The sequence below is a fragment of the Siansivirga zeaxanthinifaciens CC-SAMT-1 genome, from assembly GCF_000941055.1.
Lineage (GTDB): Bacteria > Bacteroidota > Bacteroidia > Flavobacteriales > Flavobacteriaceae > Siansivirga > Siansivirga zeaxanthinifaciens.
This window is the reverse complement of record NZ_CP007202.1, coordinates 2,290,673-2,310,945: the sequence shown is the minus strand read 5'-3', so window position 1 is coordinate 2,310,945 and position 20,273 is coordinate 2,290,673. Positions and strand designations below refer to the sequence as shown.

The window sequence follows — 20,273 nt, the reverse complement described above, 5'->3', positions numbered from 1 at the left end:
CTTTTGCAAAAAAGCAAAAGGATGCCGCTTCAATCCTTAACGCAACTACTCCTCGTATTTAGCAATTTCATTATCGTAAAACTCGGTAGCTAATTTTATAGCATTTTCGGTTTCAGTTAATAATTCTTTTTCATCTTCATCATCAAAATCTTCAAACCATTCAATTTCATCATCTTCAAGATTTATAATAAATCGAGGAAATTCGGTATGAATAACAAAAATAGCATTTGGGAAATCTGAATTATCACCCAGTATAAATTTAGGAAGTGTCATTTTTTAATTTTCTTTTTGTAAAATTAACTTTTTAGTTAAATAATTAAATCTAATATACAATAAAATAGCGGCTGTTGTTAAACCTACCAATAAACCCAGCCAAATACCTAAACTACCATAAGCGGTTTCTTTTCCTAAAAACCAGCTTACCGGAAACCCCACCAACCAATAAGAAATAAAGGTAATTATTGTTGGAATTTTCACGTCTTGTAAACCTCTTAAAGCACCTAAAACAATTACTTGAATACTATCACTTATTTGAAAAATGGCGGCTACCACCAATAAATTTGCGGCAATTGCAACAACTTCGGTATTATCGGCTAAATTGTTTAAATCATCAAAATCTACATATAATTTTGGTAAATGGTTATGAAGTAAAAAGAACATCGTAGCAAAACAACAAGCAAAAATAATTCCTAGTAAAAATATTGAAAAAGCAATACGTCGTAAATCTATAAAATTTTGCAACCCTTTTTGATTTCCAACGCGAATCATGGCAGCAACACTTAAACCCGTAGCCACCATAAAAGTCATAGACGACAAGTTTAAAGCCACTTGGTTTGCAGCCTGGGGATTTTTACCTAACAAACCACTCAACCAGATGGCGGCTGTAAAAATAGCGACTTCGAAAAACATTTGCATGGCGCTAGGAGCTCCCAAATTAATAATCTTTTTAAGAATTAATTTGTTTAAAACAAAAAACTGAATTTTAGTAACAAACCCTCTAGAGCGCTCTTTATTTTTTAATAAATACCACAAATATAAAACCATAAATATTCTGGAAATTAAAGTTCCGTAGGCTGCACCAACAATGCCCATTTGAGGAAACCCGAATTTACCGAAAATTAAAAGGTAGTTAAAAATAACATTCACAATATTAGCCACTATAGTAGCATACATTGGGTAACGCGTCATGGACAAGCCATCGCTAAATTGCTTAAATCCTTGAAAAATTATTAACGGAATTAAAGAAAATGCCACCCATTCTAAATAAGGAATTGCCAATAAAACAACTTCTTCGGGTTGCTTCATTAAATACATTAAAGGTTTGGCAAAAAGAAGCACTAAAAAAAGCAAAACACCTAAAACAGTGCATAAAAACAAGCCGTGTTTAAAAGTAGATTTTCCTTTTTCAAAATTATTTTCGGCGTCAGATTCTGCAATTAAGGGCGTTAAAGCTGTAGAAAAACCAATACCTATTGACATGGCAATAAACATAAAGCTGTTTCCTAGGGAAACTGCTGCCAATTCGGCTGTTCCTAATTGGCCCACCATGATGTTATCTACAAAACTAACAAAAGTATGTCCTAACATTCCTAACATTACAGGAGCTGCCAGTTGCCAATTATATTTAAATTCTTTCGTGTAATTTTTTAATTGCATGGGGCAAAAATACGTTTTCAATACTATTAAAAATTAATTTTAATGCATTGATTTTAATAAATATTCAAGCGTATTATTGCTAGAATATGAAGAAATTTATAGCAGGTTTACTGATGCTTTGGCTGTATTAAATTCATTTAATAGGTCTTCAACAATTTGCGAAACTGGTTTTATATCGTGAATTAAACCCGCAACCTGACCTATTTCTAATTCGCCTTCGTCTAAGTCGCCCTCAAACATCCCAAGTTTTGCTCTACCTCTACCCAATAAATCTTTCATGTCTTGTATCGAAGCCCCTTTTTTGTATAACTCCTGCACATCGTGGTAAAATTTGTTTTTTATTAATCTTACAGGCGCTAATTCTTTTAAAGTTAATTGTGTTTCGCCCTCACCAGCATTAACAACAATATTTTTAAATGCCTGATGCGCCGAACTTTCTTCACTGGCAACAAACCTACTTCCTATTTGCACGCCATCGGCACCCAAAATCATGGTAGCCAACATCGCACGACCCGTTGCAATACCTCCTGCAGCTATTATAGGAATGTAAATACGTTCTTTAACCATAGGTATCAGGGTTAACGTTGTCGTTTCATCGCGACCATTATGCCCTCCGGCTTCAAAGCCTTCGGCTACGATAGCATCAACGCCAGCTTCTTGAGCTTTTAAAGCAAATTTTAAACTACTTACCACATGAACTACAGTAATGCCTCGAGATTTTAACCAAGATGTCCATGTGTTAGGGTTTCCTGCCGAGGTAAATACAATATTAACCCCTTCTTCTGCTATAATATCCATAATGGCTTCTATATTAGGATACAGTAAAGGCACATTAACACCAAAAGAATTATTGGTGGCTTTTTTACATTTTTGAATGTGTTCACGTAACACGTCTGGATACATAGAACCAGCACCAATAAGTCCCAGAATTCCAGAATTACTAGCAGCAGAAGCCAATCGCCAACCACTATTCCAAACCATACCGGCTTGTATAACAGGGTGTTTAATATCAAATAACTGCGTAATTCTGTTAGACATTTATTGTTTTATAAATTTTAAGGTTTGAGTTTTATTAGGGGTATTAATTATAATGATATAAATTCCTTGTGAAAGTGCTGAAACATCTATCGCATTATTTTTTTTACTAATTGTAGTTGAAAACAATTGGTTTCCTAAAAGGTCACTAACTAAAACATTTAAAAGTGATGCTTCCTCTGGAATTGAAATAAAAAGCTTATTGGTTACAGGGTTAGGAAATATTTTAATTTGATTATCCACAGTGTTACTTGAAACAGCTAAAAACTGACTGTAAGCCTCAAATAAATTAGGAATACCATAGCCTAAAAAATAATCTGGTGTAGTATATTGAGATGCAGATGCTCTTACCAACTGCATAATTTCAAGGTTTGTTTTATTAGGTAAAGCTTGCCACAAACATGCAATACCTCCTGCTAAAATTGGAGAACTAAAAGAGGTGCCACTGGCTGCAGCAATAACATCATTTTCTGTAATCAAAATACTTCCCTGCCCTTGGGCAACAACATCTGGCTTTTGTGATGGTTGTATGGTGCTTCCCTTAGAACTAAAAGCGGCATAGGCACCCGAGGCATCTACAGCACCAATAGATAATACATTGGGCGAATCGGCTGGTGCACCTACAATTTGCCAGGTTTTGTTACCATCATTCCCCGCAGAATTAACCAAAAGCAAACCCTTTTCAAAAGCAATGTTAGCACCTTTTGTTATGAAGGCCGTTTGACCATTCATATCACTATTAGTATAACTGTAATTTGTATTGTTGTAGGTTGTATAACCAAGAGATGTATTTATAATATCGACACCTAAACTATCGGCACGCTCTGCTGCTTCAACCCAATAACTTTCTTCAACAGGATTTTCATCTAAATTATCTTCTGTTATAAACAAATAATAAGATGCATCAGGAGCTGTGCCTACATATTGATTTTCAATATATCCAGCCATAGTACTTAAAACTAAAGTTCCGTGATTACTTACAGTATTGGTATATACATCGTTATCTCTATTTACAAAATCGTAACCATCTAGCAAAAGCCCTTTGTTTCGCAATCTTTCAAATGACGACATGGTATTAACATTAGGAAATCCGGCATCTAAAACAGCAATGGTAATACCTGTTCCTGTAAAATTATTTAAATGTAACTCGTTACCATGAAACATCTCAATCTGATTTGAAGCAGTTCCATAATTAAAATCGGTTAAAATAGTTTCTAGCTTCGCAGGCTGCTTTTGTTTTAAGCTTTTATTGGTACTGATGTTTTTATTAGCAAAATCGATATGATCTATAAAACCTGCATAGGGAGGTGTGGTAAGTAAATTTTTAATATTTGTTTCGGTACCTCTAACGTGGACTGCATTAAACCATTTCGATTTTGCCTTAATAGTAATTCCTGTAGCCAATTTTAACTGTGCGATGTAGTTCTCGTTTACAGGAACATCTCTGGCATCAATAGCAATGCCATGTGCATTCTTTCTGTTAATAGCTTTTTGAGATAAAATCGATGCGGGATTGGCTATGGAAACAGCAACATTCTCTTTATCTGTAAAATACACCCAAGCGTCTTCTTGTCCAAAAACAAAAATTTGAAAAAGTAAACATAAAACAAAGGTTAATGCATGCTTCATAGCTTTTAAAATTTAAAATAGTTTTAAGATATCACCCCAGAACCAATTAATTCTTCATTTTGATACCAAGCAACAAATTGTCCTTCGGTAATAGCCGATTGAAAATCTTCAAATTCAACATACATACCACTCGATACTTTATGCAATGTGGCTTTTTGTAATGGTTGTCTGTAGCGAATTCTGGCCATAACCTTCATGGTTTCATCTTCATTAATTGCTAAATCTTCACGTATCCAATGCAATTCTTCATTAGTAATAAAAAGGGCTTTCTTTAAAAGTCCGGGATGTTCTTTTCCTTGTCCGGTATAAATCACATTTTCTTCAACATCGGTATCAATAACAAATAACGGCTCTACGGTACCTCCCACGGCCAAACCTTTTCGTTGCCCCTTGGTAAAATAATGAGCCCCTTGATGCTTACCTACAATTTTACCTTGGTTAATTTGATAGGCTATTTTTCTGGATAAATACTGAAGTTTCTCTTCTTCTGTTTTGTACTCGGGTGCCTGTTCTTGATAAACAGCTTGCGTGTTTGGTATTTCAACAATAACACCTTCTTTGGGCTTTAATTGTTGTTGAAGAAAGTCTGGCAGCTTCACTTTACCAATAAAACAAAGACCTTGAGAATCTTTTTTCTCTGCCGTAATTAAATCTAATTGTGTTGCAATTTCTCTTACTTCAGGCTTTGTTAATTCCCCAATCGGAAAAAGGGATTTTGCTAATTGTTCTTGTGATAATTGACATAAAAAATAGGATTGATCTTTATTATCATCAACACCAGCTAATAATTGATAAATTTCTTTTCCGTCTTTCTCGATGATACCTTTTCGGCAATAATGACCCGTAGCAACATAATCGGCTCCAAGTTCCATAGCGATATTCATAAAAACATCGAACTTAATTTCTCGGTTACAAAGCACATCGGGATTAGGAGTTCTGCCCTTTTCATACTCATGGAACATATAATCTACAATACGTTCTTTATATTGTTCACTTAAATCTACAGTTTGAAAAGGAATACCTAATTTTTCGGCTACTAGCATAGCATCATTACTATCTTCTAGCCAAGGACATTCGTTGGATATCGTTACAGAATCGTCGTGCCAATTTTTCATAAACAGACCAATAACCTCATACCCCTGTTGTTGCAACAAATAAGCTGCAACACTAGAATCTACACCTCCCGACAGTCCAATTATTACTCGTTTCATTAGTTAAATTTTTTATGCAAAGATATAAATTTAAAAGTTTGAAATTTTGTTATCGGAAATAGTAATTTAAATCTTACTATAGGTTTTGTTTATCTTATTATAAGAATAAATAAACAAAATAAGAATCAAATTGTTTAATATTTTTGTATTTTTTGTTAAACAAAACAATTAGAAATCAAAATAAATTATTATGAAAACATTAAATTTTTTGAGTAAAGTATTTTTATTAGCCCTAGCGGTAACGTTCTTTTCTTGTGATGACAATGATGATGATGTTAAACAACCAGAAACAATCGCTGAAATTGCCATTGCAACTCCAAGCTTAAGCAGACTTGTATTAGCACTAGACAGAGCTGGTTTAGTTGAAACCTTAAACTCACCAGGTAGTTTTACTGTTTTTGCACCAACAGATACTGCTTTTAATGCCTTTTTACAAGCCAATGGTTTTAATGCTGTAACAGATGTACCAGTACCTGTTTTACAACAAATTTTATTAAACCACGTAGTAGCTGGTAAATTTGCTTCAACAGATTTGTCTACTATGTATGTTAATTCATTAGCAACTTACGCGGACACCGATTTAAATTTAAGTATGTTTATTGACACAACAGATGGTGTAAAAATAAACGGCGTTTCTAGTGTAGTTGCACCAAATATTATGGCTACAAATGGAATTATTCACGTTGTTGATGCTGTAATTGGTTTACCAACTGTGGCTACATTTGCTGTAGCAGATCCAACATTATCAACTTTAGAAACAGCTTTAACAACATTAACACCAGGAACAGATTTCGCTGGCATATTGTCTACATCAAACGGTACAGATCCGGCACCATTTACTGTATTTGCTCCAACGAATGCTGCCTTCGCTCAAATTGCTACTCTACCTGGTGAAAGTACCTTGACAGAAATATTAAAACATCATGTAATAGCTGGAGCAAATGTAACATCTGGAGATTTAACTCCTAATGGAGATACTACAGCACCTAGTTTACAAGGTGATAACTTAACAATAACTTTGCCAGGAACAGGATCTAATATTGCAAACCTAACTGATGGTTCAGGAAACAGTGATCTAGGAATTATAAAAGTAGATGTACAGGCTGCTAACGGCGTTATTCACGTAATTAACAAAGTAGCTATACCAAACCTACCATAAATTTGTTTTGATTGTTTATTGGTTTTTGGAAATCTTTGTTTGATTAGATTTCTTAACTTAAAAGTCCTTTATTTATAAAGGACTTTTTTGTTATTCATTACTTTTTAATTTAGGGTTTGAAAAGTCTTTTTCCTGAACCGTTTTATCCTTATCATAAAAATACCAAACACCTTCTTTTATTCCATTTTTATATTGACCAGAAATTTCTAATTCGCCATTTAAAAAATAGTTTTTATGAACACCGTGCAATTCACCAAGCTTATAATGAGATTCCATAATTATTTTTCCGTCGGCAGAATAACCTACTACCAAACCATCTAACTTACCATCTTTATAAAACTGCTTTTCCGAGATTTGTCCGTTAGGATAATAAACAAACCGCTCGCCTTCTAAATTCCCTTTAGCATCAAAATGTTCTAAAATTAATAGTTCGTTATTAGTTTTTTGGTAATACTTCCAAGTACCAATATACACTCTACCATCCATAGTACCTTCACTAATAATTTTACCCGACGGTGCAAAAAATTTTACTTCGGCTAAATTATTAGCGTCATTAAATTGTTTGGTTGCCGCTAAAACCGATTTACCATTTATGTTTTCGTAAAACTTAAACAAACCAACTTCTTTATCGTGATTAAAAGCACCCTCATATCTTAGTGCATCGGTATCATCAAAATTCTTTTTCCAGATACCATGGCGTTTCCCATTGCTATCGAATTGGTTTATATCTTGACCCAAAGCATGAAAGGAAACAAACAATATCAATAGTATAAACTTTAAATTTTTCATCTTTCTAATTTAATAAATAGAACGTCTTTTGTATTCTTATATTTTATTAATCAAAAAAGCTGTCATTTCAATTAATGACAGCTTTTAAATAGTATTAAATAGTAATTACTTACGTTTTTGAGCTTGTTTTTGTTTTTCAGCTTGCTCCATCATTTCTTTCATTTTTTGCTGAAAACGGCTTTCTTTTTTAGGTTTCTTTTTATTATCCTGAAGCTGTGCATGAATTTTATCTTCATCTAGAATAAAGTTTTTAATAACTAAAATGATTCCGATACTAATTAAGTTTGATATAAAATAATACAAACTTAAACCTGAAGCATAGTTGTTAAAGAAGAACAACATCATGATTGGTGAGAAATACATCATATACTTCATCATTTTACTCATGTCTGGCATGCCTTCTTGCGTTGGTTGCGATGCCATTTGTTGTCCCGTTGTTAATCGCATATAGAAGAAAATAGCAATAGATGCCAACAATGGAAATAAACTTACGTGATCGCCGTAAAATGGTATTTTAAATGGCAATTCTGCAATCGTATCGTACGATGATAAATCTTCTACCCAAAGGAAACTTTTTTGACGTAAATCGAATGCCGAAGGGAAAAATTGAAACAAAGCATAAAACACAGGTAACTGAATTAATGCAGGTAAACAACCAGCCATGGGGCTTGCGCCGGCTTTAGTTTGCAGTGCAAGCGTTTCTTGCTGCGCTTTCATTTTGTTGTCTTTATACTTCTCACGAATTTCGTCTAACTCGGGCTTTAATATTTTCATTTTAGCCTGAGATAAAAATTGTTTGTATTGTACAAAAGACATTAACAACTTGATAGAAATAGTCATAACAATAATGGCAATTCCGTAAGGTAAAAACCCGCCTAAGAAGGCAAAAAACGGAATAAACAAATACCTGTTAATCCAACCAAAAATACCCCAACCTAATGGAACGATTTCATCTAAATTTCTATCGTATTTATCTAAAATTTTATAATCTGTTGGACCGTAATACCAATCCATCGACTGGCTTAATTCTCCGCCTTTAAATTCCATAGGTAATTTTACAGAGAATGCCTTGGTATAAACAGTATCAATATCTTCGTTTTTTACAAGATTTTCTGAAGCTAATTGTGCCGTTTTAAAAGGTGTATCCGATAATAAAACCGAAGTAAAGAAGTGTTGTTTAAAAGCCACGTAGGTTAATTCTTCTGCGGTATCTTCAGTTTCTTCACGCTGACTTAAATAATCGTCTTTTCCACCTTCGTATTCGAAAACAACTTCGGTGTAACGATTTTCATATTTAATACTTTTTGCGTGACGGTATGTTTTTAAATTCCAATCTAAATTAACATCTTGCGAGGCATTTAAAACATCACTCAACCCTTGAGAGCGAATGGTGAACCCCATCATGTAATCGCCATCTTTTATTTCATAACGGTATTCTAAAAACTTCGATTCAGATACCTTAAGCTTCATAGATACTACAGTAACAGCGCCATTTTTGGTAACGGTAGGTTCAAAAAATAAATCTTTGGTGTTTAAAATGCGGTTATCTTTAGTTCCAAAATTAATATTGAAATTAGCATTATTGTCTTTAATTAAATAGATAGGATCCGATTTGAAATCAACAAACTTTTTAAGTTTTACTTCTGAAAGGTATCCACCTTTATTATTAAATTTTAATGCTAATAAGTCACTCTCAACCAAAGTCTCCCCTTTTGATGCTTTCGTTGCTGAATAAGCAAAAGCACCCATTTTGTCTTTTAATTGAAGTAATTTTAAGGAATCTGAAGCGGTAGTAATTGAATAATCTTCTGCGGTAGTAACCAGAGTTTCTTCTTGTGCTTTAGCTTTCTTTTCTGAAGCTATTTGTTCTTGTTTTGCTTTTTCCTGTGCTTCGAGTTCTTCTGGCGTTGGTTGGTTTTGCCAAAGCATGTACATTAATATTCCGAAAATAAGTATAAAACCTACAACCGAATTAACATCTAATTTTTTTTCTTCCATGTATTCTTTAGTATCTATTAAAAAGATTCCCGTTTTTACACGGGAATACAAAACTCTTTGTCAAAAAGTAATCCAATATTAATTTTGTGCCATTCTGACACCTGCATTCTTTTTCTTGTAGTTTAAAGCAGCTTTAACAAACCCTACAAATAGTGGATGCGGATTGGCTACAGTACTTTTATATTCTGGGTGATATTGCACACCAACAAACCAAGGATGGTTTGGTAACTCAATAATTTCAACCAATCCGGTATCTGGATTTAACCCAGTAGCTTTCATTCCGGCATCTTCCATAGCCTGTTTGTAACTGCCATTAAATTCGTAACGGTGTCTGTGACGCTCTTTAATATTTTCGGCTTTATAAATATCACGCACAACGCTTCCTATTTTTAACTCACAATCCCAAGCCCCAAGACGCATGGTACCGCCTTTTTCGGTAATACCTTTTTGATCTTCCATTAAATCGATAACAGGATTGGTAGTTTTTGGATTCATTTCTGTAGAATCGGCATCTTTTAAACCTAAAACATTTCTTGCAAATTCAATAACTGCCATTTGCATACCTAGGCAAATACCAAAGTAAGGCACATTATTTTCACGCACATATTGCACGGCATCAATTTTACCTTCGATACCACGCTCACCAAAACCAGGAGCAACTAAAATACCATCTAAATGCCCTAATTTTAGTTTTACATTTTCTTTGTTGATATATTCTGAATGAACAGACTCTATGTTTACTTTAACCTCGTTTTCGGCTCCAGCGTGTATAAAAGCTTCTAAAATAGACTTGTAAGAATCTTGTAACTCAACATATTTCCCAATTAAACCGATGGTTATTTCTGTTTTAGGGTTTTTATGACGCGCTAAGAACTGATTCCATTTTGTAATGTCTGGTGTAGAACTTTCCAGTCCTAATTTTTTAAGTACAACCGTATCTAAACCTTCTTTTAGCATTAAGTTAGGAACGTCGTAAATTGTTGAAGCATCAATAGATTGTATAACGGCTTCTTCTCTAACATTGCAGAATAATGCTAATTTTCGGCGTAATTCGATTGGTAAATGATGTTCGGTTCTACAAACCAATATATCTGCCTGAACCCCACTTTCCATTAATGTTTTAACACTGTGTTGCGTAGGTTTTGTTTTTAATTCACCGGCAGCTGCCAAATAAGGCACTAATGTTAAATGAATAACAATACCGTTTTGTTCACCCAAATCCCATCGTAATTGACGCACAGCTTCTATGTATGGTAACGATTCAATATCACCAACCGTTCCACCAATTTCTGTAATAATAATATCGTAATCTCCAGATTTTCCTAGAAGTTGAATACGATGTTTAATTTCGTCGGTGATGTGAGGCACCACTTGAACCGTTTTGCCTAAAAACTCACCACGACGTTCTTTTTGAATCACACTTTGGTAAATACGACCCGTGGTAACATTATTAGCCTGACTTGTAGGCACATTTAAAAAGCGCTCATAATGACCTAAATCTAAATCGGTTTCTGCGCCATCTTCGGTAACATAACATTCTCCATGTTCGTATGGATTTAATGTCCCTGGATCGACGTTAATGTATGGGTCTAATTTTTGAATTGTTACTCGGTAACCTTGAGACTGTAATAGCTTAGCTAAAGATGCTGCTATAATTCCTTTTCCTAATGATGATGTAACCCCGCCGGTTACAAAAATGTATTTTGCTGTCGTTATCATGTTGCGCTTATAAACGCAGACAAATTTACGAAATTTAAATAGTTAATCCCGAATAGTTTTTTAGTTATTTAATAACGGTTATTAACAATTTAAAAAAAGCTATTAAAATTAGAAAAACAGAAAAATTACTTGGGATATTTTTGCTTTATATTTCTTATTAATCCCTCTAAACCATTAAGTTTTAACTCGTAAACCTGTGTTAACATATCGCCTAATTTTCCTTTTGGAAATCCTTTTTGGTGATACCAAACAATGTAATGTTCTGGCAAATCTATTAAATAACGATCTTTATACTTGCCGTAAGGCATTTTGGTATGAGCTAAATCTATTAAAAATTGTTTGTATGGAATCATTTAGTAAACATAGAGTGAAAATTTAAGGCTTTACTTCAACCAAATTTAAATTTTCATATTTCACTAAATATACAGCCGTATTATAATACCCACCAAACGTTTCCTTTTTATATGCAAATTTATTTTCTACATACTCGGTACTTGGCGCCAGATTTACTGAAAGAAACAAATCGTTTGAAGTGGCTAAACGCAAGATAACATCCATGGTTAAATCGAAACCTCGAACTGCACGTTTATCTGGAGTAATATTATAAAGTGTTTCGTATTTTTTTATGAAATCTCTATGATCTGTTTCATTATAACTTTTAGAAATTGTTGAAAAATGAAATTGTAATTTTGATAAATGCTCGTTTGATATTTCATCACCTTCAAAAGCTGCATTGAAATTGGTTGTAATTAATATCACTTCAGAGCTTGTGGTGTCATCTTCTGAAACTTTCTGTCTTGTTAATGATGCCAATATGCTGGTAACATTCGATGCAAAACCTTCACTCTCGGTTTCAAGAAAAACATAGTTTTTTCCTGGTTTTAAAACCGATTTTAAATCTGAAACATTTACATAATTAGCATCGGCCCCAGATTTTGTTTTTTTAGAAAACACCATTCTAGAGTAATTAAACTCGCGCTTTAATTCGTTGGCAATATTTTGGTTTTTAGCATCTGAAACAATAACAATATTGTTTTTTAAAGAGTCTGATTTTACAAAATTAATAACCTTTCTTTTTAATAAATCGTCTGCTGGTCTGGACTGGAAAACATGATCGTATAATTTCAAATTAGTTCCAATGGGCGAAATAATTGGCACATTTAAAGCTTTTAATTCAGATGCCGCTTTTTCGAAGGTTTCAGTTGTTAACGGGCCAATAACAGCATCGTACGATTCGAAATTATTATTTTCAATTATTTTACCAACTTCGCTTACTTCGTGCTTGGTATCAAAAACATCCACTTTTACAGAAATACCCATGTTTTTAAGGGAATCTAAAGCAAATAATATTCCGGAATAAAAGTCTAGTGATGCATTTAAATAAGGGTCTTTTTTTATGCTTTGTTTCGTATCTGTAATTGAATCGAAATCAACACGATTTAATCTAAAAGGCAATAATACAGCCAAGCGTTTTGTGTCTGAACTTAGCAAACGATTTGATAAAGTAACTTTTTCAGTTTCTGGAGTAATAGTTCCGGTAGATGTGTTTTTTGAAAAAGGTACTTTTAAAACCATTCCCTCTATTAATCCTGTTTCTTTTAAATCTGGATTTAAAGCTTCTAATTCATCTTGCTCTAAGCCTAGCTTTAGTTTAAGTCTGTAAAAACCTTCTTTTGGTAAAACTTTATAATAGCTATAAGCTTCATCTATTTTTTCAACTTTTGCAACTTTGTTTGAAGGTACATTTATTTGTTGCCCTTCCTGCAACGTATCGCCCATTTTTGGATTTAAGGCTTCTAATTCTTCAACAGAAATACCAAATTTATAAGCCACGCGCCATTTGCCCTCTTTTGGTAAAACAATATAAGGTTTGGTTGTAGCCGTTTCGGTTAGTGTTTTGGTCGTTTTATATATGGGAATTTGAATAACGTCGCCTTTACGCAGTGGGTTGGCATAAAGCGAATTATTATACTTTTTAATATCTTCTTCAGAGACGTTATATTCTTTTGATAAGCTATAAAGAGTCTCTTTACGTTGCACCGTATGCTCTCTAAAACCATCTAATTCGTTCGTTATGGTTTCATTAGGCTTTGTAGATTTTGAAATAGGAATAATTAAAATCGTATTCGGTTTTAATGCTTTTTTTGCATCCGGATTTAATTCTAAAATCTGAGATGTCGTAACATAATACTGTTTAGAAATACTCTCTAAAGTTTCTCCTCTTTTTACTTGATGCGTACTAAAATTTTGGGCATTTACTGTATTAAAACTACAAAACAGCACTAAACATAAAACGGAAAAATATTTAATCATCTAACTTATTGTTTTTAAAACTTAAAATGGATACTATGGTTATTCAAAAATCTAAAATGCAGTTAAACATAATCATTTAACATGCCAAAAATAATAGATTTATAAATACCGAATTTACAAAATATAAAAAGGTCTCATTTATATACGTTTGAATTATATAAATAAGACCATTTTAAAATTATTTTTTTAAATACACCTTTAAGGAATATTTTAATTTGTTTTCTTACAATTAATTACGACCCAAAGGGAACATAAAAGTCACATTAAGGCTTATTCCCACTCGATGGTTGCAGGTGGTTTAGAACTGATATCGTAAACAACTCTATTAACACCTTTTACTTTATTTATTATGTCGTTTGATGTTTTTTGTAAAAATTCGTAAGGTAAATTTACCCAATCGGCAGTCATACCATCGGTACTTTCTACAGCTCTTAAAGCAACACATTTTTCGTAAGTACGCTCATCTCCCATCACACCTACACTATTAACAGGTAATAACATAGCTCCAGCCTGCCATACTTTATCATACAGACCCCAAGCTTTTAAACCGTTAATAAAAATGGCATCAACTTCTTGTAAAATACGTACTTTTTCTGCGGTAATATCACCTAAAATACGAATACCTAATCCAGGTCCAGGAAATGGGTGGCGCCCTAATAATTCTGGATCAATACCTAAAGTTGCGCCTACACGTCTTACTTCATCTTTAAAAATCGCTCTTAAAGGCTCTACAATTTTAAGTTTCATAAAGTCTGGTAAACCACCAACATTATGATGACTTTTTATAGTTGCTGATGGGCCTCCGGTTGCAGAAACACTTTCAATAACATCAGGGTAAATGGTACCTTGAGCCAACCATTTCACATCGGTCAATTTGTGAGCTTCGTCATCAAAAACTTCAATAAAAGCATTACCAATGGCTTTTCTTTTCTTTTCTGGATCTTCAATTCCTGCCAAAGCATCTAGGAAACGTTTTGAGGCATCGACACCTTTAACATTTAATCCCATACCTTCGTATTGACTTAATACGCTTTCAAACTCATTTTTACGAAGTAATCCGTTATTAACGAAAATACAATACAAATTTTTTCCGATGGCCTTGTTTAAAAGTACAGCGGCAACTGTAGAATCTACACCTCCCGACAAACCTAAAACCACCTTATCATTACCCACTTTTTCCTGAATAGCAGCAACTGTTTCTTCAATAAAAGAGTCGGGAGTCCAGTCTTGTTTAAAACCAGATAAATGAACTAAAAAGTTTTCTAGTAGTTGTTTTCCATCGGTTGAATGATAAACTTCTGGATGAAACTGAATAGCGAAAGTATCCTCGCCTTCAATACGATAAGCCGCATTAGTTACATCGTTTGTACTGGCTATTAAAACACCATTTGTTGGTAATTCCTTGATGGTATCGCTGTGACTCATCCATACCTGGCTTCCAATATTTATTTTATTAAAAAAAGCTTCGTCTTCTTTAATAAAAGATAAATTGGCGCGACCATATTCTCTTGTGTTGGATGGTGCCACATTACCTCCAGAAAAATGAGCTAAATATTGAGCACCGTAACATACTGCCAACATTGGTTTTTTACCTCGAATAGCACTTAAATCTGGATGTAAGGCATCTTCGCCTCTCACAGAGTTTGGGCTACCAGATAAAATAACAGCTTTATAGCTATCAATGTTGGTTGGAATTTTGTTAAATGGATGTATTTCGGAGTAAATGTTGAGTTCTCTAACTCTACGTGCAATAAGTTGTGTGTATTGCGATCCGAAGTCTAATATGAGTACCTTATCATGTTGCATGCGCAAAAATAACAATTGATTTTATATTGACGAATTAGGCGCCAGATTTTTTTAAATTATTTTAAGCCATGGTATCTAAAATCATAGCAATGTCATTTTCTGTGGTATCTGGGTTAATAAAACAAAAACGAGATACGGTTTCGAAAGTTTTTCCTTTTTTCCACTTTGTTGGTGTTACTAGTGCAAAACCACTATCGTGATTTTTAAAAGTCCAATCTCTGTAATCATCTGGACTCCAACCTATTCTTCGGTATAAAACACAAGACAAACTCGGGTCTCTTACCAACTCTACATACGGACGCTCCTCGATTAGCTTTCCTGCTATTTGAGCCAATTCTAAACCACGCTCAATGGCTTCTTTATACTTAGCAGTTCCATGCATAGCTAATGAAAACCATAAAGGCAATCCGCGAACGCGTCTTGTTAATTGTATTTGATAATCGGTTGGATTGAAACCATGGGCGCCTTCATCACTAAAAATATCTAAATAAGAGCCTTGTTGTGAATGTACTTGTTTTGCTAATTCTGGATTTCTGTAAATTATTGCACCGCAATCGTAGGGAGAAAACATCCATTTGTGTGGGTCTATAGTGATGCTATCGGCTTTCTCTATACCATTAAATAAATGTCTTACAGAGTCGGCTGCCAAAGCACCACCGCCATAAGCTGCATCAACATGAAACCAAAGGTTTTCACTCTTGCAAATATTGGCAATACAATCTAAATCATCTATAATCCCCGCGTTGGTTGTTCCACCCGTTCCAACCACTGCAAACAAGCGCTTACGCGTTTCTTCATCTAAATTATTAATGGTTTGCTGTAAAACAGCTGCTTCTAACCGATCTTCGGTATCAACCAATAATACATCAATGTCGGCTACTTTTGCCATAGCCTTAACCGATGAATGCGCTCCAATAGAGGTTATAATTAATCCTTTTTGAGATTTATGTGAAGCATCTAAACTGCGCCAATGCTCTCTAGCTGTAACAATACCAGATAAATTGGCTGCTGTACCAGCACTTGTAAACACACCAAAAGCACCTTCTGGCAAACCAGTTAAGGAAACAATCCATTTCATGGCTTCATTTTCACAAAAAATACCACCGGCACCTTCCATCCAGTAAGCACCATGTATGCTTGATGCCGAGGTTACTAAATCGAACATAACCGCTGCTCGTGTTGGAGAAGCAGGAACAAATGCTAAATTTCTTGGATGGTCTACCGGTACATTGGCTTTCATTAAATGTTTCTTCCATAAATTGAAAGCAACTTCACCTCCAATGCCAGATTCTGTAATGGTTTCGCCTACCAGAGCTTTTAATTCTGATTCTTTTTTTGGTTTTCCTATGGCATTGTTTGTAGATGAAATTCTGTCGATGGTATATTTCATAACATCTAAGGTCATCTCTACAAGTTCCATATCTATTTTGTGCATACTCTTCATAAGGCTACGATAACAAACTCTTTATTTAAAGGGTTAAGATTTTTTACCAATTGCGGTATTAATTGCGCACCATATTCGAGATAAAATTCTGAAAAATTAGTATTGCGCTCTTGCAATCCGTTGTTAGGAAATAATTCATTTCGGATTTCGGTCATTCTAAAAACCTGATCCTCCAAAGACCTTTTTTGAGCCTTTAACAAGCGTTTTTCAAGATTCTCTAAACCTTTTATTTGTTTAACTTCCTGAGCTTTTACAGCTCCAATAAACGATTTATCGGTTTTTTCAGCTAAAAGATATAAATCTTGAAATTGTTGTTTTAAATGATTTTTTTGTTCGTTGAAATCAATGTCAATATTCGATATTTCACGTACTTTTTTATTAATAAAAGCATCGCGTTTTAGAAAGATATCTTCGGTTGTAATATTTAACTTCTGAAGCTTTTCGTGCTGTTTTTCGGTTTCAATTAAAACTGAATTACGTAATAATAAAACAGGAAAAGGTACCTCAACGGCATTAAAAAAACTTTTTAATTGAAACCAATAAGCTAATTCTCCACCGCCGCCTATGTAACAAAGGTTAGGTAAAATAACTTCTTGGTATAAAGGCCGCATAATCACATTTGGACTAAAAAATTCTGGTTTTTCATGAACCAATTTTAAAATATCATTTTTACTCCAAACCAAATTTGTGTTTAAAACTTTATATACATCGTCTTCAAAAACAATACGCTCTCGAAGGCCTCCGCCCAAATAAAATAAATTTATTTCTCTGGGATTTACTTGAATTTTATAGTTTTCGGGTAACTCGTTGATGCGCTTGTTCGTTTCTGAAACCTTTTGAAAAGATGTATGATTTAGCAATTCGTCTTCAATAAAAGGAATGAACAACGATTTTAAATCTTTATTGTGGGCATCAACAATTACCAAACCATACGAGCTAAACAACTCATTTGCTAGATAAAATGTAGCATCGGCTAGATTATTGTGTTTAAGATACGCTTCTGTAAAAAGTTGTTTTAATGTCTCGGCATTTTTAGTAGTTCCCAGCTCTTTTGAAAACAGCTCAAAAACCTCATCTAACCCTTGAGTAGATAAATCGCCAACAGCGCCTGTGGCATTTTTATTCCAATGAATTTTCTTTCCTTTAAAATTGAAATAATTTATTTCTTCAAAATCATGATCCTCAGTAGCCATCCAATATACGGGTACAACATGGTATTCTGGGTAGGCTTCTTTTAAAGTTTTTGAAAGGTTTATTGCTGAAATTATTTTATAAAGAAAATATAAAGGCCCTGTAAATAAATTTAACTGATGCCCTGTAGTTACCGTAAATGTGTTTGGTTGTTTTAAACTTTCAATATTCGCTAACGTAGCCTCCGATGCTTCAACTTTTTTATATTGTGTTGTTAAAACCTGTGATAAAACCTCACGCGTGTTGGCCGATAGGTTCTTGGAAGCTCCTTTCTCTTCAATTTGGGCCTTAAAATTTTCAATATTTGGAAATCGATTGTAATACGATTTTAATTCGTCTTTCTCTTCTAAATAGTCATTAATCAATGATGAAAAATAACCTGTTTTTTTAAATGAAATACTTTCTTGCAAAATCGATTCTTTAGTAAAATTAAAGATGTAAATATACTGCTTATCTCATTTTAAAATCTAAAAATTTCGTTAAGAATTTATTGTAACAAAACAATGTCGCTTAAACAATTTCTATCCGTTTTAAATTAAATACATATTAAAAAACTATTAAAAACGAAGATTTAACACACAGTTTAAAAACCAGATTATTCATAACCCTAAGCTAACGTTTTTAACCTTTAACTAACAAATTATTTACCTAAACACAGTGCTAAGTTAACAGGTATTGAAATGTGCGAACCTACATTTGTTGTCGAATAAAAAATCAAAAAAAAATAAATTATGAACAAATTTTTAAAACTATTCTTTTTAGCATTTGCGCTTACTTCTAGTAGTGTCATTATGGTTAGCTGTGATATCGAAGACGGTAAAGACGGTGTAAATGGTGTCGATGGAAAAGACGGTAAAGATGGAAAAGATGGTGAAGATTTCACACCATCACCACTTATGTTTACAAACAAATCTTCTTTAAGTCCTTTAGTTAAAATGCACGGCGAATTTAGTGACGTTTCAGCGTATTCTTTAATTAGTTCTACCGATGTACTTTCTAACGGATTTCGTTTAGTTGGTGCTCAAGATGGTGCTGGATTTTTAAAAGATGGCAATGAATATATTTATGTTGTAAATGCCGAAGATGACCACGCCGTATCTAGAATACGTTTAGATGAGAATTTAACCCCTATTTCTGGCGATTGGTTACTTAACAATGGTGTTGCAGATTTTGCAAGACAATGTTCTGGAACTATGTGGGAAAAAGACATTCATGGTGGTGATAAAGATATTTTCTTATCGGCTTCTGAAAGTCTTGCTTACGATGTTAAAGGAATCGATCCTTGGATTGAAACCCCAACCCCTACTGCAGATTTCGGTTTAGATGCTCTTGGTGAATTCTCTTGGGAAAACGCCGTACCATTACCAAAAGGTGCTTATCCTGGTAAAACGGTTATTCTTGGTGGTGACGACGATTCTAGCGGATCTAAAGGTCAAGTTACCATGTATTTATCTGAAAACAGCGATGCCGATTTTGAAAATGGAAAAATTTATGTGTTACGTTTCAAACAAGTATCTAACGGAACTGGTGGCGTACAAAATGTGGCTGCTAACACCGTTTACGACGAAGGTAGTTTAGATTTTGGCAAAACATATGATGTAGAATTTGTTGAAATCGTTGGCGGTGCATCTATGACTAAAAACGAAATGGAGGCTGCTTGTACTGCTGTAAATGCTTCTCAATTTATTAGAGTTGAAGACGTAGATTATCAAAAAGGTAGCGATGCTAATGCCAGAAACGTGTATTTTGCTGTAACGGGTCTTGGACCAAATACAGGCGATGTTAACGATTGGGGTACTGTTTATAAATTACAATTAGATGCTGCCAACCCTTTACAAGGTAAACTAACTCAAATTATAAGCGGAAATACCGATACTAATAATAAAGATGGTAATTTAGCTACCTTACAAAGTCCAGATAACATCTGTGTTACCGAAAACTTTGTTTACTTCCAAGAAGACCCGAACTCTTTTAGCAGAAATCACGCTGCATATATTTACCAATCTGATTTGGATGGAAACAATGCTAAAGTTGTTTTAGAGTTAAAAGTAGAAAGCAATCTTTCTCCAACAGGTAGTTCTAAACTTTCTGGCGAATTTGGTTCTTTAATTGATATTTCAGACAAAGTTGGTGTGCCAGATACTTTTATGCTGGCTTTACAACCACACTATTGGCAAAGTACCGATTTTGTATCTACTAACTTACCTCACAACCAAGGTGGTCAAATAGTTATATTAAAAGGTTTACCTAGATAAGCTTTACATAAAACCATGTCATAATTAATGAATCTCCATACTTAATGGAGATTCATTTGTTTATTAAA

The 20,273-nt window shown here is 33.9% G+C and carries 15 protein-coding genes; 2 read left to right on the top strand and 13 right to left on the bottom strand.

What is annotated here, in order from left to right; all coding sequences use genetic code 11:
- Positions 1-45: 45 nt before the first annotated feature.
- From AW14_RS10445 to mnmA, 5 genes are all read right to left on the bottom strand, one after another.
- On the bottom strand, positions 46-273 hold the full coding sequence (locus AW14_RS10445) for a hypothetical protein (RefSeq protein ID WP_044638755.1): 228 nt from the start codon (positions 271-273) through the stop codon (positions 46-48).
- Positions 274-276: 3 nt separating this feature from the next.
- Entirely contained in the window at positions 277-1,656 is a 1,380-nt protein-coding gene (locus AW14_RS10440; RefSeq protein WP_044638754.1) for an MATE family efflux transporter, read from the bottom strand.
- A 96-nt stretch (positions 1,657-1,752) separates the two neighbouring features.
- A complete protein-coding gene (locus AW14_RS10435) occupies positions 1,753-2,694 on the bottom strand; it encodes an NAD(P)H-dependent flavin oxidoreductase (protein WP_044638753.1) in 942 nt (313 codons plus the stop codon).
- The gene (locus AW14_RS10430; protein WP_044638752.1) at positions 2,695-4,320 is read right to left on the bottom strand and encodes a S8 family serine peptidase; all 1,626 of its coding nucleotides are present in this window, start codon (positions 4,318-4,320) and stop codon (positions 2,695-2,697) included.
- 23 nt (positions 4,321-4,343) lie between these two features.
- Entirely contained in the window at positions 4,344-5,531 is a 1,188-nt protein-coding gene (mnmA, locus tag AW14_RS10425; protein WP_044638751.1) for a tRNA 2-thiouridine(34) synthase MnmA, read from the bottom strand.
- A 190-nt stretch (positions 5,532-5,721) separates the two neighbouring features.
- On the opposite strand from mnmA, the gene AW14_RS10420 reads away from it, so the two are divergent.
- Positions 5,722-6,690 carry a fasciclin domain-containing protein gene (locus AW14_RS10420; RefSeq protein ID WP_044638750.1) on the top strand — a complete coding sequence of 323 codons (969 nt, stop codon included), beginning with the start codon at positions 5,722-5,724 and terminating at the stop codon, positions 6,688-6,690.
- A 90-nt stretch (positions 6,691-6,780) separates the two neighbouring features.
- On the opposite strand, the gene AW14_RS10415 is transcribed toward AW14_RS10420, so the two are convergent.
- The 8 genes from AW14_RS10415 to bshC form a co-directional block, all read right to left on the bottom strand.
- A complete protein-coding gene (locus tag AW14_RS10415) occupies positions 6,781-7,479 on the bottom strand; it encodes a toxin-antitoxin system YwqK family antitoxin (protein ID WP_044638749.1) in 699 nt (232 codons plus the stop codon).
- 105 nt (positions 7,480-7,584) lie between these two features.
- Positions 7,585-9,477, bottom strand: coding sequence for a membrane protein insertase YidC (yidC, locus tag AW14_RS10410; protein ID WP_044638748.1), 1,893 nt, complete (start codon positions 9,475-9,477; stop codon positions 7,585-7,587).
- Between the two features lie 78 nt (positions 9,478-9,555).
- Positions 9,556-11,196 (bottom strand): CTP synthase, encoded by a 1,641-nt coding sequence (locus AW14_RS10405; protein WP_044638747.1) that lies wholly within the window; start codon positions 11,194-11,196, stop codon positions 9,556-9,558.
- A 125-nt stretch (positions 11,197-11,321) separates the two neighbouring features.
- The gene (locus AW14_RS10400; protein ID WP_044638746.1) at positions 11,322-11,549 is read right to left on the bottom strand and encodes a DUF3820 family protein; all 228 of its coding nucleotides are present in this window, start codon (positions 11,547-11,549) and stop codon (positions 11,322-11,324) included.
- Between the two features lie 22 nt (positions 11,550-11,571).
- Positions 11,572-13,509 (bottom strand): LysM peptidoglycan-binding domain-containing protein, encoded by a 1,938-nt coding sequence (locus AW14_RS10395; RefSeq protein ID WP_044638745.1) that lies wholly within the window; start codon positions 13,507-13,509, stop codon positions 11,572-11,574.
- 270 nt (positions 13,510-13,779) lie between these two features.
- Entirely contained in the window at positions 13,780-15,315 is a 1,536-nt protein-coding gene (gene guaA, locus AW14_RS10390; protein ID WP_044638744.1) for a glutamine-hydrolyzing GMP synthase, read from the bottom strand.
- Positions 15,316-15,376: 61 nt separating this feature from the next.
- A complete protein-coding gene (locus AW14_RS10385) occupies positions 15,377-16,750 on the bottom strand; it encodes a pyridoxal phosphate-dependent decarboxylase family protein (protein ID WP_044639607.1) in 1,374 nt (457 codons plus the stop codon).
- Positions 16,751-16,755: 5 nt separating this feature from the next.
- Positions 16,756-18,363: a bacillithiol biosynthesis cysteine-adding enzyme BshC gene (gene bshC, locus AW14_RS10380; RefSeq protein ID WP_044638743.1), complete on the bottom strand. Its 1,608-nt coding sequence runs from the start codon at positions 18,361-18,363 to the stop codon at positions 16,756-16,758.
- Between the two features lie 318 nt (positions 18,364-18,681).
- Here bshC and AW14_RS10375 point away from each other — a divergent pair, with 318 nt between their 5' ends.
- Positions 18,682-20,205, top strand: a complete 1,524-nt coding sequence (locus tag AW14_RS10375; protein ID WP_044638742.1) for a PhoX family protein — start codon at positions 18,682-18,684, stop codon at positions 20,203-20,205.
- The last annotated feature ends 68 nt before the right edge of the window (positions 20,206-20,273 follow it).

Excerpts from the sequence above, each read along its gene's own strand:
- AW14_RS10445 (WP_044638755.1), bottom strand. The coding sequence starts at position 273 with ATGACACTTCCTAAATTTATACTGGGTGATAATTCAGATTTCCCAAAT.
- AW14_RS10440 (WP_044638754.1), bottom strand. The coding sequence starts at position 1,656 with ATGCAATTAAAAAATTACACGAAAGAATTTAAATATAATTGGCAACTG.
- AW14_RS10435 (WP_044638753.1), bottom strand. The coding sequence starts at position 2,694 with ATGTCTAACAGAATTACGCAGTTATTTGATATTAAACACCCTGTTATA.
- AW14_RS10430 (WP_044638752.1), bottom strand. The coding sequence starts at position 4,320 with ATGAAGCATGCATTAACCTTTGTTTTATGTTTACTTTTTCAAATTTTT.
- mnmA (WP_044638751.1), bottom strand. The coding sequence starts at position 5,531 with ATGAAACGAGTAATAATTGGACTGTCGGGAGGTGTAGATTCTAGTGTT.
- AW14_RS10420 (WP_044638750.1), top strand. The coding sequence starts at position 5,722 with ATGAAAACATTAAATTTTTTGAGTAAAGTATTTTTATTAGCCCTAGCG.
- AW14_RS10415 (WP_044638749.1), bottom strand. The coding sequence starts at position 7,479 with ATGAAAAATTTAAAGTTTATACTATTGATATTGTTTGTTTCCTTTCAT.
- yidC (WP_044638748.1), bottom strand. The coding sequence starts at position 9,477 with ATGGAAGAAAAAAAATTAGATGTTAATTCGGTTGTAGGTTTTATACTT.
- AW14_RS10405 (WP_044638747.1), bottom strand. The coding sequence starts at position 11,196 with ATGATAACGACAGCAAAATACATTTTTGTAACCGGCGGGGTTACATCA.
- AW14_RS10400 (WP_044638746.1), bottom strand. The coding sequence starts at position 11,549 with ATGATTCCATACAAACAATTTTTAATAGATTTAGCTCATACCAAAATG.
- AW14_RS10395 (WP_044638745.1), bottom strand. The coding sequence starts at position 13,509 with ATGATTAAATATTTTTCCGTTTTATGTTTAGTGCTGTTTTGTAGTTTT.
- guaA (WP_044638744.1), bottom strand. The coding sequence starts at position 15,315 with ATGCAACATGATAAGGTACTCATATTAGACTTCGGATCGCAATACACA.
- AW14_RS10385 (WP_044639607.1), bottom strand. The coding sequence starts at position 16,750 with ATGCACAAAATAGATATGGAACTTGTAGAGATGACCTTAGATGTTATG.
- AW14_RS10375 (WP_044638742.1), top strand. The coding sequence starts at position 18,682 with ATGAACAAATTTTTAAAACTATTCTTTTTAGCATTTGCGCTTACTTCT.